The 14,564-nt window shown below is 44.8% G+C and carries 6 protein-coding genes, 3 rRNA genes and 1 pseudogene; 2 read left to right on the plus strand and 8 right to left on the minus strand.

Going from position 1 to position 14,564, the window contains the following annotated elements:
• Positions 1-40: 40 nt before the first annotated feature.
• The 5 genes from NST81_RS14630 to NST81_RS14650 all read right to left on the minus strand — a co-directional run bounded on the left by NST81_RS14630 (position 41) and on the right by NST81_RS14650 (position 6,515).
• Complete coding sequence (locus tag NST81_RS14630) at positions 41-700, minus strand: uracil-DNA glycosylase (RefSeq protein ID WP_328203831.1); 660 nt, start codon at positions 698-700, stop codon at positions 41-43.
• 443 nt (positions 701-1,143) lie between these two features.
• A complete protein-coding gene (locus tag NST81_RS14635; protein WP_341030124.1) occupies positions 1,144-1,428 on the minus strand; it encodes a DUF5316 family protein in 285 nt (94 codons plus the stop codon).
• A gap of 147 nt (positions 1,429-1,575) precedes the next feature.
• Positions 1,576-1,691 (minus strand): 5S ribosomal RNA (gene rrf / locus NST81_RS14640).
• A 76-nt stretch (positions 1,692-1,767) separates the two neighbouring features.
• A 23S ribosomal RNA gene (locus NST81_RS14645) occupies positions 1,768-4,700 on the minus strand.
• Between the two features lie 260 nt (positions 4,701-4,960).
• Positions 4,961-6,515 (minus strand): 16S ribosomal RNA (locus NST81_RS14650).
• Together the 16S, 23S and 5S rRNA genes form the textbook arrangement of a ribosomal RNA operon.
• A 793-nt stretch (positions 6,516-7,308) precedes the next feature.
• Here NST81_RS14650 and NST81_RS14655 point away from each other — a divergent pair.
• Positions 7,309-8,562, plus strand: a complete 1,254-nt coding sequence (locus tag NST81_RS14655; RefSeq protein WP_341030125.1) for a methyl-accepting chemotaxis protein — start codon at positions 7,309-7,311, stop codon at positions 8,560-8,562.
• Between the two features lie 563 nt (positions 8,563-9,125).
• On the opposite strand, the gene NST81_RS14660 is transcribed toward NST81_RS14655, so the two are convergent.
• The gene (locus NST81_RS14660; protein ID WP_270584713.1) at positions 9,126-9,770 is read right to left on the minus strand and encodes a spore coat protein; all 645 of its coding nucleotides are present in this window, start codon (positions 9,768-9,770) and stop codon (positions 9,126-9,128) included.
• Between the two features lie 332 nt (positions 9,771-10,102).
• Here NST81_RS14660 and NST81_RS14665 point away from each other — a divergent pair, with 332 nt between their 5' ends.
• Complete coding sequence (locus NST81_RS14665) at positions 10,103-11,491, plus strand: hypothetical protein (protein ID WP_328204240.1); 1,389 nt, start codon at positions 10,103-10,105, stop codon at positions 11,489-11,491.
• 995 nt (positions 11,492-12,486) lie between these two features.
• On the opposite strand, the pseudogene NST81_RS14670 reads toward NST81_RS14665, so the two are convergent.
• Positions 12,487-13,125: pseudogene (locus tag NST81_RS14670) on the minus strand (class D sortase).
• Positions 13,122-14,144, minus strand: a complete 1,023-nt coding sequence (locus NST81_RS14675; protein WP_048623998.1) for a processed acidic surface protein — start codon at positions 14,142-14,144, stop codon at positions 13,122-13,124. Before NST81_RS14675 ends, NST81_RS14670 begins: the two are co-directional and overlap by 4 nt.
• Between the last annotated feature and the right edge of the window lie 420 nt (positions 14,145-14,564).

Raw genomic sequence — 14,564 nt, forward strand, 5'->3', positions numbered from 1 at the left:
ATCACCTTTTCATAAAGGGGAGGATTCTCATCCTCCCCTTTTACATAGCACCGTTTAAACGAATCCCTTCTTCTTTTATATAATTTTTCAATTGATCTAAGTCCTCATAAATCTCCTGAAGCAAACGTCGATTATAAAAAACGGCAGCGGGATGGTACAGCGGAAAAATCTTATATTTACGATCTGTCCATACCATTTCGCTGCTATCCAACCTTTTTAATTTTTGCACCGGCGTGATCATCATTTTGCCATGAATCTTTTCCAGGTTTCCTTTCATCCCCGTTACTCTTTCCAACGCAATTTTCCCCAACGTAACAATAATTTTTGGCTGAATGGAACAGATGTTATAATCCAATAAAGGAGCATGGGCTAAAATTTCCTTTTGAGTCGGCGTCCTGTTATATTTCTTTACTATTATTTGTCCATCTTTCTCTTTCTTCACGACCTTATAAGGGCGGCTTCTAACAGCGCTGGTAATAAACACATCTTCACGTGAAATCCCCAAGTAATCTAAAAACTCGGATAATTGTTTTCCCGCTCGGCCGCTGAAAGGGATTCCGTTATGGATTTCCGTTTCCCCCGGAGCTTCGCCAACGAGCATAATCTCCGCCTTCTCCGGCCCCTGGCCATAAACAAAACCTTCACAAGGATATTTTTCGATTCTTTTTTGGCACTCTTTCACCAGCGATTCAGGATACATTCCTTGCCCCCCTTTCATGAACCGATGAATCGATTTCTGAATCTATACACAGATGCTTGTATCAGTATTCCTTTTTAAGGCATTGAACTTGTTACTGATTCAATAAGCAGCGAAAGAATTCCCAGAAATATCGTTATTGAAGTTGATATCAAATGAACCTTTTTTAATATTTCGAACGATTTTTCACAAGCATTTAACGATAAATCAAATCGGTAAACGATCATTCCTAAAATAATGGAGCCACTCCAAACGATCAACCCGTCATATGTTACAAGTTTTCTCCAATCCATTATCCAAAAGTAGATAACAGTCGATTGGATTATTACTAAAAATACCGTGGATAGAATCAATAAAATTCTTTTCAACATTGATTCTCCTATCGTTTTCCATAATCTCCTCTGAGAAGTGTCCATGAACAAAAGAAGAAGAGTGACACAAAAAATTCAGTGTAAAGAGTAAGTAAGAAAAAATCCGATGATGCTTGGAAGAGCTATAAGGATGATATTTTTAGAAGTGTCTATTCTCCAGTTTCTATCTTCCTTTGTTTCGGTTGCTGCGTTAGCACGAATTCTATCTCCACTTACTCCCAATCCGGATAGTACTACGGCTAATACGATCAAAAGGACAGAAACAATAAAAAAGATTCGGCTTACATTTAAATTGCTTACAGCACCTGCTATCCAAATGATAAGACTTACAATGATTCCTGTAATAAATGACTTAAGCATATGTTCACCCTCCAATAATTTCCGTTCTTTATGAAGCAAGAACATCGTTTAATGGAAAAGACATACATCTCTTTTACCATCATCTTACCATGAAATCAGAGTAAAAAGAAAAGGAGAACAGCACTTAGGCTATTCTCCTTTTCTTTTGCCTGGCAGCGTCCTACTCTCGCAAGGGGAATCCCCTCACTACCATCGGCGCTGAAGAGCTTAACTTCCGTGTTCGGGATGGGAACGGGTGTGACCTCTTCGCCATCGCCACCAGACGGTATGTAGTTGTCGGAACGATTGTTCCTTCAAAACTAGATAGAAGAAGCAGTTTCACCGATTTCGCGCTTTCTTTTGGTTAAGTCCTCGATCGATTAGTATCCGTCAGCTCCACGTGTCACCACGCTTCCACCTCGGACCTATCTACCTGATCATCTTTCAGGGATCTTACTTTCCGAAGAAATGGGAAATCTCATCTTGAGGGGGGCTTCATGCTTAGATGCTTTCAGCACTTATCCCTTCCGCACATAGCTACCCAGCGATGCCTCTGGCGAGACAACTGGTACACCAGCGGTGCGTCCATCCCGGTCCTCTCGTACTAAGGACAGCTCCTCTCAAATTTCCTGCGCCCGCGACGGATAGGGACCGAACTGTCTCACGACGTTCTGAACCCAGCTCGCGTACCGCTTTAATGGGCGAACAGCCCAACCCTTGGGACCGACTACAGCCCCAGGATGCGATGAGCCGACATCGAGGTGCCAAACCTCCCCGTCGATGTGGACTCTTGGGGGAGATAAGCCTGTTATCCCCGGGGTAGCTTTTATCCGTTGAGCGATGGCCCTTCCATACGGAACCACCGGATCACTAAGCCCGACTTTCGTCCCTGCTCGACTTGTAGGTCTCGCAGTCAAGCTCCCTTCTGCCTTTGCACTCTGCGAATGATTTCCAACCATTCTGAGGGAACCTTTGGGCGCCTCCGTTACCTTTTAGGAGGCGACCGCCCCAGTCAAACTGCCCACCTGACACTGTCTCCCACCCCGATCAGGGGTGCGGGTTAGAATTTCAGTACAGCCAGGGTAGTATCCCACCGGCGCCTCCACCGAAGCTGGCGCTCCGGTTTCCAAGGCTCCTACCTATCCTGTACAAGCTGTACCAAAATTCAATATCAGGCTGCAGTAAAGCTCCACGGGGTCTTTCCGTCCTGTCGCGGGTAACCTGCATCTTCACAGGTACTATAATTTCACCGAGTCTCTCGTTGAGACAGTGCCCAGATCGTTACGCCTTTCGTGCGGGTCAGAACTTACCTGACAAGGAATTTCGCTACCTTAGGACCGTTATAGTTACGGCCGCCGTTTACTGGGGCTTCGGTTCGCACCTTCAAGCAAAGCTTTAAGCGCTCCCCTTAACCTTCCAGCACCGGGCAGGCGTCAGCCCCTATACTTCGCCTTACGGCTTCGCAGAGACCTGTGTTTTTGCTAAACAGTCGCCTGGGCCTATTCACTGCGGCTTCTCGGGGCTATGCACCCCAAAAAGCACCCCTTCTCCCGAAGTTACGGGGTCATTTTGCCGAGTTCCTTAACGAGAGTTCTCTCGCACACCTTAGGATTCTCTCCTCGCCTACCTGTGTCGGTTTGCGGTACGGGCACCTTTTTCCTCGCTAGAGGCTTTTCTTGGCAGTGTGGAATCAGGAACTTCGGTACTATATTTCCCTCGCCGTCACAGCTTGAGGTTAGTGACAACGGGATTTGCCTCGCTGCCCCTCTCACTGCTTGGACGCACATCCAACAGTGCGCTTACCCTATCCTCCTGCGTCCCCCCATCGCTCAAACGGAAAAGAGGTGGTACAGGAATATCAACCTGTTGTCCATCGCCTACGCCTGTCGGCCTCGGCTTAGGTCCCGACTAACCCTGAGAGGACGAGCCTTCCTCAGGAAACCTTAGGCATTCGGTGGAAGGGATTCTCACCCTTCTTTCGCTACTCATACCGGCATTCTCACTTCTAAGCGCTCCACCAGTCCTTCCGGTCTGGCTTCTCTGCCCTTAGAACGCTCTCCTACCGCGGACACCCGAAGGTGTCCACCCGCAGCTTCGGTGATACGTTTAGCCCCGGTACATTTTCGGCGCAGAATCACTCGACCAGTGAGCTATTACGCACTCTTTAAATGGTGGCTGCTTCTAAGCCAACATCCTGGTTGTCTAAGCAATTCCACATCCTTTTCCACTTAACGTATACTTTGGGACCTTAGCTGGCGGTCTGGGCTGTTTCCCTTTTGACCACGGATCTTATCACTCGCAGTCTGACTCCCAAGGATAAGTCGCTGGCATTCGGAGTTTGTCTGAATTCGGTAACCCGATGAGGGCCCCTAGTCCAAACAGTGCTCTACCTCCAAGACTCTTTCCTTGAGGCTAGCCCTAAAGCTATTTCGGAGAGAACCAGCTATCTCCAAGTTCGATTGGAATTTCACCCCTACCCACACCTCATCCCCGCACTTTTCAACGTGCGTGGGTTCGGGCCTCCAGTAAGTGTTACCTCACCTTCACCCTGGACATGGGTAGATCACCTGGTTTCGGGTCTGCGACCCCATACTCATGCGCCCTGTTCAGACTCGCTTTCGCTGCGGCTCCGTCTTTTCGACTTAACCTCGCATAAGATCGCAACTCGCCGGTTCATTCTACAAAAGGCACGCCATCACCCGTAAACGGGCTCTGACTACTTGTAGGCACACGGTTTCAGGTTCTCTTTCACTCCCCTCCCGGGGTGCTTTTCACCTTTCCCTCACGGTACTGGTTCACTATCGGTCACTAGGGAGTATTTAGCCTTGGGAGATGGTCCTCCCAGCTTCCGACGGGATTCCTCGTGTCCCGCCGTACTCAGGATCCACCAGGGAGGGAACGAAGTTTCGACTACAGGGTTGTTACCTTCTCTGACGGGCCTTTCCAGACCTCTTCGTCTACCTCGTTCCTTTGTGACTCCACCATTGGTGTCCTACAACCCCAGAAGGCAAGCCTTCTGGTTTGGGCTGTTCCCGTTTCGCTCGCCGCTACTCAGGGAATCGCTGTTGCTTTCTCTTCCTCCGGGTACTTAGATGTTTCAGTTCCCCGGGTTGCCTTCCTTACCCTATGGATTCAGGCAAGGATGCTGCCCCATTACGGGCAGCGGGTTTCCCCATTCGGAAATCTCCGGATCAACGCTTACGTACAGCTCCCCGGAGCTTTTCGGAGTTAGTCCCGTCCTTCATCGGCTCCTAGTGCCAAGGCATCCACCGTGCGCCCTTTCTAACTTAACCATGTTGGTTTTATCCTAGATGGCGATACTCGGTTTATGCTGCTTCTTTTTTCTATCTAGTTTTCAAGGAACAACTTGGAAGGATGAAATCCTTCAAAACTGAACAAAACGAAAGCGTACAATTGATATCTGTCCAGCTCCGGCTCCTAGGTGCTCGAGGTCACAATCCATCTTGCTGCGGTGGTTGAAATACTACCTCCTCGCAAGCTGTCTTGTGCTTGTCGCACCTGAACAGTCGCCTCTGCTTTTCTTCTTCCTTAGAAAGGAGGTGATCCAGCCGCACCTTCCGATACGGCTACCTTGTTACGACTTCACCCCAATCATCTGCCCCACCTTCGGCGGCTGGCTCCCGTAAGGGTTACCTCACCGACTTCGGGTGTTGCAAACTCTCGTGGTGTGACGGGCGGTGTGTACAAGGCCCGGGAACGTATTCACCGCGGCATGCTGATCCGCGATTACTAGCGATTCCGGCTTCATGCAGGCGAGTTGCAGCCTGCAATCCGAACTGAGAATGGTTTTTTGGGATTGGCTCCACCTCGCGGTTTCGCGACCCTTTGTACCATCCATTGTAGCACGTGTGTAGCCCAGGTCATAAGGGGCATGATGATTTGACGTCATCCCCACCTTCCTCCGGTTTGTCACCGGCAGTCACCTTAGAGTGCCCAACTGAATGCTGGCAACTAAGGTCAAGGGTTGCGCTCGTTGCGGGACTTAACCCAACATCTCACGACACGAGCTGACGACAACCATGCACCACCTGTCACTCCGTCCCCCGAAGGGGAACCCTCTATCTCTAGAGGTAGCGAAGGATGTCAAGACCTGGTAAGGTTCTTCGCGTTGCTTCGAATTAAACCACATGCTCCACCGCTTGTGCGGGCCCCCGTCAATTCCTTTGAGTTTCAGCCTTGCGGCCGTACTCCCCAGGCGGAGTGCTTAATGCGTTAGCTGCAGCACTAAAGGGTGGAAGCCCTCTAACACTTAGCACTCATCGTTTACGGCGTGGACTACCAGGGTATCTAATCCTGTTCGCTCCCCACGCTTTCGCGCCTCAGCGTCAGTTACAGACCAGAGAGCCGCCTTCGCCACTGGTGTTCCTCCACATCTCTACGCATTTCACCGCTACACGTGGAATTCCGCTCTCCTCTTCTGCACTCAAGTCTCCCAGTTTCCAATGACCCTCCACGGTTGAGCCGTGGGCTTTCACATCAGACTTAAGAGACCGCCTGCGCGCGCTTTACGCCCAATAATTCCGGACAACGCTTGCCACCTACGTATTACCGCGGCTGCTGGCACGTAGTTAGCCGTGGCTTTCTGGTCAGGTACCGTCAAGGTACCGCCCTGTTCGAACGGTACTTGTTCTTCCCTGACAACAGAGCTTTACGATCCGAAGACCTTCTTCGCTCACGCGGCGTTGCTCCGTCAGACTTTCGTCCATTGCGGAAGATTCCCTACTGCTGCCTCCCGTAGGAGTCTGGGCCGTGTCTCAGTCCCAGTGTGGCCGATCACCCTCTCAGGTCGGCTACGCATCGTCGCCTTGGTGAGCCGTTACCTCACCAACTAGCTAATGCGCCGCGGGCCCATCTGCAAGCGGCAGCTTGCGCCGCCTTTCAACCTTCCTTCATGCGAAGGAAGATATTATCCGGTATTAGCCCCGGTTTCCCGGAGTTATCCCCGTCTTGCAGGCAGGTTGCCCACGTGTTACTCACCCGTCCGCCGCTAACTTTCAAAAAGCAAGCTTCTTGAAAGTCCGCTCGACTTGCATGTATTAGGCACGCCGCCAGCGTTCGTCCTGAGCCAGGATCAAACTCTCCAAAAAGAAATTTGACTTGGCTTGTTTCGATTGAAACATTGGTTCACGCTTCGTTTTGTTCAATTTTCAAGGATCATCATAACGAATTATATTTTATTACAATAATATTAATTTATCAACATCTGTAGAACCATGTTTATTTAAGTCTATCATGGAACGTCACTCATCAAGCGATTTTTTACATAATATCACCCGATTTAAATAAAGTCAATATCTTTCTTTAACTTTTTTTATATTGCTTGCTACCGGGAATCATATTGCTGCCACTGCGCAACGATATTTACATTTAACTGTCATTAAAAAGTTTTAAATAAATTAAGTAACCACGACCGCAATTCCATTCGTTTAAAAACGGAAAATGAAACGATTTCCTCATATTCTTATTTTATGAATCTTTGACTATATGGGTGCAAGTCCACCGCACTTCTTTTAAAAACAAATGAAGCATCCATCTCTCCTTTTTTATTCCATGCCATCATGTCATTCGGCGGCTAGTAACGAAAAAGGCTATATCTTTCACAAAAAAATGCCTTTCAATCATTCAACATAATTTTTTTCCGCCGTTTGAGAAATTCTAAAATCAAACCGTATTCTAAAATTTTTCGTCATAATTTGCATTTTCTACTATAAACGAAGTAAGAAATAGCCATAAAAACCTCCTGATTGTAACAGTTCAGAAAAAGCTTTTTTTATAATTTTCTCCAGTTGTTTTATTCGGAAAATTTTGTCTTATATTTTATCGTTTTGATATAATGAAAATAGTAAAAATAGGTAAAAAGAAATATGAGGAGGGACCGATTTGTTTAAAAGCTTACGATCCTTTTTTGTTTTTTCTGTTTTTTTATTAGTCTTTATGACAATGGGACTGACCATTTTTCTCTTCACAACCTTTTCCGTCACAACGGCTATGATTCTTTGCTTATGTTGGGGACTGCTGATTTCTTATTTTTTTCTTTCCTATACTTCGAAACATGTTCAACAGCCGCTGCAGGAGTTCGATGTAACGATCCGTTCCGTCACAGATAAAGTCGATTTATCTAAAAGATCCGGGTATCGCTCTCAAAATGAAATGGGGATCGTTTCACATGGATTGAACAAAATGTTGAAAGGTCTTCGAAATATTTTATTGGATGTAAAAGAGTATGCCGTACGGTTTTCTGATGAGTCGGACGAAATCGCTAAAGCGAGCCATATGTTGGCAGGAAATGCTGACACCCTTTCCTCCGTTATTGAAGAGTTGTCAAACGGAATTACCGATCAAGCCAACCGAGCCGATATCTCAAAAACGACAATGGAAAAAATGGTGAAAGACATAAAAGAGGTTGAACAAGGGTCTAATTATTTAAACGAAGTGGTCAACACGGCCGATCATCGTGTCTACGAAGGAAGAGAAAAAGTCAAGCAAGTCAATGCCACGATCATGGAAAGTGTCAAAATGGCTGAATCTTTGAACGAAGCCACTTCCCAGCTGAAACAAGCTTCCTCCAAGGCAAACAACATTCTGCAATTAATTGGCAACATCGCCAATCAAACTAATTTATTAGCATTAAATGCGGCCATTGAAGCAGCCAGAGCCGGAGATCAAGGAAAGGGATTTGCCGTTGTCGCCGAAAAAATTCGTTCTTTGTCAGAAGAAACTTCCAAATCCGTTGAACAAGTAAACGAAATGCTGAAACAGATACAACATTATGTCCATACTTCCGCTTTAGAATCCAAAGCGATACACGAAGTAACCAATCAACAAGAACAATTATCCAAACAACTTGACAACGCCTTTCAAAATATCTCTGATATCATGCACACTGTATCAGAAGAAACGAAAAAAATGACGGATGCCAGCCACGATACGCTGAAAGGAATCGAAAAAGTTTTTTCAGAGATGGAAGCGGTATCATATGCTGCTGCTTCATTAGCTTCCGGTTCACAACAAGCCGCCGCTTCCATTCAAGAACAATCAGCGACGACAAAAGAAATGGCAAACAGGATCAAAGAAGTGGCGGATCTTGCTGTAGAGTTAAGACATCTGTCAGAACGATGGAAAGGTTTAAAGTGACTATGTCTCCTGAAATTGATCTTTCCCTGCCGGCGTCTCGATGGCCATCCATGCACCGAAAATCAAATTAGAGGAGAGGAAAAAGCCCCCTCCTCTCACGCCGTCATATGTACTGCCCCCGGCTATTATATTAATCGATGGCCTTTTTCACTATCCTTTTCATATGAACTTTTCAACCTTTTTTGCATTTTCAAAATGAATAATCAAGGTTTTTTATGTAAAATCAACGATACAAGGTGAAAATTAGCAACCAAATGCTCCTTTCATTCAAAAATCCCTTGATCATGCAACAGTTAAAATTCCGTGTATTAGACAGCTGTATACAACATCGAGCCCATAATATTCGGAGCCCCCTAGCAGGAAGCTCCAATCGAAATTTGAACGAAATCAACGCGAAACGTGCGAGACTACTCTAGGAAAAACAAGCCAGGTGAGACTTCAGGCATGATACGGGCGAGGAGGATCACGGATCACCCGCGGAAGGCAAGTGAATTCCGCGATCCAACAACGCCCGACAGAAAGCTTGACATGAAAGGATGCCCCACTTTTAGGACTGATCCTTTTTAGTGTGTTTGGTTATAGCCTGTCGCTTGATTTTGCGGAAGGTTTGTTTGTACCGGCGCAAAGCGATTGACAGTTGTCTCCGTCGTTTGTCTATCAAATTGCGGTACTTGATAATAACCGCGTTTATTTTGATACAAGAAAATTTCATACGCCATTTCCAAATAGTTTGGAACATTGTCAGCCAATATTCGTCTTAGAACCGGATTGACCGTTTCGGATGCCGCTATCGTGTGAAGAAAGGCAGCCGATTTCATCATTTGCAGCATTTGAGTAGAAATTTTTTGATCATTGATTTCCGTTACGGATTGCGCTGCTTTAGCCGGATTGGAAGGCTTTATCCCATATACGGTGCTATGATCTTGTTTCATCATATATGTCTGCGTTGGATGGGACGGTTTATTCCCCGTTTTCAAAGCTTCTACTGTAATGTTGTAGCTATCGGACACAAATTGATACTGACGGTGCATTATGTCCACTAATTCCGGATCTTTTGCCAATTGGCGCAATATCATATATTGGTCGAGAAGGCTGATCGTGTTGGAAAGCAATTCATGAATTTCAAACAACTCATGACCACCGTGATACATTTGTCCAGGTATATTTTGCATAGAAGGAGCGTTGTTTTGATGGATTGGCTGTTCCATTAGAATTCCCTCCTTTCAAGATTGGGCGGCATGCCCTTGTTTAGAATGCGATGAAATTTGAAGGATTATTCGTTTTGAATTTTCCGCGAGTGCTCGGAAAAACAACGATTAGACGATGAATTCCTGACAATCCAACCGTCATAAGGAATCTTCCGGTTGTGCTTGAAAATATCATTTTAGGCGTACAAAATGTCACAAAGGGGAATGGGAGTAAACAGACATGCGGCAATACCAAACGATTTAAAGACTGTGCTCGAGTTTGTGTTGCAATCATGGTACAATAAAATCAAATAAGAAAATAAAAAGTATTTTCACTATTGGAGGGGTAAAGAATGACAGAAAATTATACGCTAACCGTTCTCGATCATCATAAAGCGAACAAGTTGGATATAAAAAGAATGGCCGTGTACCATATGTTTAAGTTGATCGAGGCGTCGGATTCCAAAAAACAGACTTTCTTTCTGATTTACTTTAAAAACCGATTGCTTGCTGCTATAAAACCTTTGCGTTTCAACGATCATTCCCAATTGTACAAAGCCTTTCAAAACGGAATCGTATTTCAGGCCCCTCATCCTTTTATAGACACCCTCATTCACCAAAATCGCCCTTCTGCGATTCAAAGTTTCCAACATCTTCTGAAACAATGGCAACATCAATATTCTTCTCTCGAAATTGCCCACATTCTCCCTTTATTCGACTCCATTCTTGAAAAAGAGACGATTATCAAGCTGGTTCGAGACATTTTTTATGAATACCGGCGAAACGGCAAATACTTTCTTGCCTATCGAGTCATACGCCTGTTAAAACAGTATGCTCCGGAAAATCCATGGGTAGAACAAATAGCCAACGATCTTGATTTCCGAAAATACGACGACATTTATCAAAACGATGATGCCTTATGGGAAAAAGATAAGCTTATGGCTGAACAACTCTTTTTTGAGCGTACCGCCTATGATGAAAAAGCCTATGCAAAGCTTCAATCCGAGCTTCTCAAACAAAATCGGTTGATCGATGCAGCGGCTTTATCCATCCATCGCCTGTTGCATTCCCGCGCACCGGAGCAAGATTATGAATCATTGCGCACGACACTCTCGACCTTTTTAACCGACCAAGATACAGCCCTCGTTTTGCTCCAGCTTCATCAACAAGGTGCAGCATTTCCGGCCCTTGAGTATGATCTATTTGATCTGCTTCTCAAGCTTCATTGGTATGAACGTGCGGTCAACTTTCTTTTTGATCAGCACTCCCCGATTACGGAATATCAATCTCAACAATTTGCCTCTATCTTGGCTGATCCCGCCATTCAAATGGATGAAATTCAGTTGGAAAAAATTAATACCCTTCCTGTCAACAAACAGAACGCAGGGACAATAGAAAAAACGATCCGATTGATTATTCCTCTTCTGCTGAAAAAACACGATTTGAACTATGTAAAAAAATGGCTTCAGCCTTTTGAAGAAAAGCATATCCCTTTGCCTTCAGCAGCCAAAATCAATCGCATGCTGGCCATCCAAGACGACCCTGATCAACAGTTTCTGCTTGGCGAACTGTATTATGAATTTCAACAGCCCAAGAAAGCAATCGACTGCTTCAGCTGGGAAATGGAGCTTCACCCGAACGATCCGAAACCTGTTCAGTGGCTGGCCAAAATATATAGTCATTTAGGAATGACGGAAGAAGCAAAAGCCTATCAATACATGTACTCCACCATGAAAAAATAAACATTGTATAGGTTCTTCCCGTTCCTTTTATCGTTTTCAAAAGCCGTTGGCCAATCATCATCATTCGATGATTTAGACATCTCTTTTCGTTCCAAGCAAGTAAAGGGCCACGCACGACGCCCTTCGGTCAACGAATGCCATGGTCATCAGTCTCACTAAATATTTTTTCCATGAATCAAACCAATCGAGTAGGAGGGAGCGATTAACTCCCGTCCTCTCACACCACCGTACGTACGGTTCCGTATACGGCGGTTCAATTAAGATAATTGACGCAAGTCTTTATAACTTCCGTGAATAGCTGTTCTCTTTATGCCAGTGGTCACTCCACCCTCCAAGAGGTCTCCCACGGGATTCACCGCTTCCTCCCTCAAGTGAGGTACTACGTTTTCTGTGTTCATCATGACTCACTGAATACCAAGGGCTATTCTCTCTTAATTGTTCGGTCCTTCTTAGTTGTTCTAGACCAACTAATACTATGACCTCTGCTGACTTCTGACGGTTCAGCTACTTATCACTAAGTAGGTTATGAAGAGTACTTCACATATCCGCCAGACCTCCCCGGGTAAGTACATGCACTTTCACACCATCTATCCGCCTCATTTACTCGATATGACCTTCGACAGAAAGAGCTTTGTTTTGTTATGCAAACTCACTCAATCATACCTAGCCTTATATGAGGTTCGTGTTCCTCGGACCGGTGTTTTGCCTCCAGCTTCCTTCAGATTCCGCGTCACCACGGACACCCTTGCTCTTGGCTAACCTCTACTTCTGTCTTCGGGGTTCGGGACTTACACCCTATAGTTCATGTACATGCCGGGCGCACATAAAGAAGACGGACTGATCGTCCGTCTCCAAATATCAATAAAATAATGCCATTTGAATGGGTTGTTGCATATTTTTTCGGGAATTTTAAAAATGTATCATCTTTTTCTACGGAGCAAGTCATTATGATGAAAGATCCTGTCTCCATTTGGAAAAAGCAGAACAGCTCCTTCTTATCCCGCTTTCTTCTCTTGATGAATTCTTCTTTCCTTCAATTTTTCAGAGATTAATGCAGCCACCAGCACATAACGTTTCGGTGCGCTGCCAATATAGTGGAATGGATAGCATGTCGTCAGCGTCAATGTCGCCCGCGGCTTCGGAACGATAACTGTACGATCGTTTTTTGGAACGATGCGAACTTTGTAGACTTTATAAGTAAACGTTCCTGCAGATGTTTCAGCAATCAACAAATCATTTTCCCTAACCTTTCCCAATTTTCGAAATACCGTATCCCGATGACCGCTCAACACACAATTATCTTTTTCCCCCGGCAATACACTTTCGGCAAAATGACCGACTCCTTTCGCCAGTTCATCCTCATTTGTCCCTTCGTAAATCGGCATACTGGCATGGAGCTTCGGAATAAAGAGTTCGCCAAACTTTTCACCCTGTTTTGGCCGGGCTGCATAGAACGGTTCTTCTTTTAGAGGCTGTACAGCTTGTTTTGCGTCGACCTGAACAGCCTTTTAATTTTCGTATTTTTCAGAAAAGAAAAGAGATTTCAAACTATTCCCGGTTAGGTAAAGACCACCGATCAGGAAAGCAACAGCGGCGATAAAAATCAGTCCATTTTTTTGTAAAAAAAGATTCATGAATGGTTCACGCGCCATTTGCGCAGTAATACGGCACCAATCAACAATGCGAAAATTCCGGCGAGTAGCTGTTCCATATAATGGCCGGCCGTTTTCGGCATCAGTCCGCCTTTAACAGTATGTTTGATCAGATGTGCTTTCGGCTGCCCTTTTGCGGCGCTGCCATTTATGGCTTTATTCACCGTATTTTCAATCACATCCGAGCCAAACAGATCAGCCGTAAAAATCATATCTGCCAAAAATTCTCCATGATCATTATAAAGTTCAATGAGCAAATTGCTTCCATTCGTTTTTTCCAACGTAATCAATTGCTTCCAGGACAGCGGGGTTTTCCGGCCGTTTTTCTCTAAGTAAAAACGGGCATCCATATGAAAAAGACTCAAGAAGTCGTGAAAAATATCTGCAAGTTCGGTAAGTTGAGCGTCCGTTAGATCAGAGGCGCTATCGAATTCCCCAATCGCTTCCATCCGACGATTCAACTCTTCCAATGATGGCAGCAACTGTTGCTCGTCTAAGTTTAAAGACTTCAAATGATCGATCAGCCGTTGTGTCTCCTCTTTAGTCAATCCAAACGGGGAAAGGGCATCGGCAATCGAATCGACATCCAGCCAATTTTCTTTGTTTTCCGGCATAAGCGCATAAAACGAAACGGTGTCTTCCAACGGGTTCATAAATTTATAAACATCGCGGATATCTTGGCCTTTTTCCAGTTCGCCGTATTCCACAAGCATTTGTTCCAATTCATCTTCAGAAGAAAACCCATACCTTGTCAATAAATCTTGCAAATCATGATCGTTAATCGGATTTCCAAGAACTTGTCTTACCTCTTCCACCGAATCAAATGAATCTAAATCTTCGCCATAAAATTTTTCCAATTGACTATTGACTACTTCTTTCGACATTCCTATTTTTTGAAGATATTGAGTCAGTTCTTTCTCTGGCGGTGCAGCAAGCTCAAGCGAAGGATTTACAGACAAAACAATAGCGGCAGACATAATGACGGCAGCAACTTTTTTCAATAAAATCCCCCCTAAAATATTATGATCCCACTAAATATAAAGGAAAACGACAAGAATAAATAGAATTGTAAATTTTCAGGAAATATGATAAAATACTTTCCATTTTCACCATGATCCGACAAATCCCTTATGGAAAAATCAGCTTTGAAAGCATAGAAAACGTTCTATTCAATTATTTATTTGCCTTCTTTCCTCAAAAAAGTATTTCACGTCGTCATTACCCAAGAATGCTGAAAATGATTTTCGGTAAAAATGAACCTATCTTATTTGAACGGCGTCTTTTGTAAAGAACAGAAACGGACGATCGATTTTTGAGAAAAAAGACGAAACAGTCCATATTATAAGGGAAATTTGAGTGATTTCCACCCGATTTTCCCCGATCTTCCGCATCTGAATTCCGGCACCGGCAAATGGATCCTT

It is taken from the genome of Bacillus sp. FSL W8-0223, assembly GCF_038006805.1.
Classification (GTDB): Bacteria; Bacillota; Bacilli; order Bacillales; family DSM-4216; genus Bacillus_O; species Bacillus_O smithii.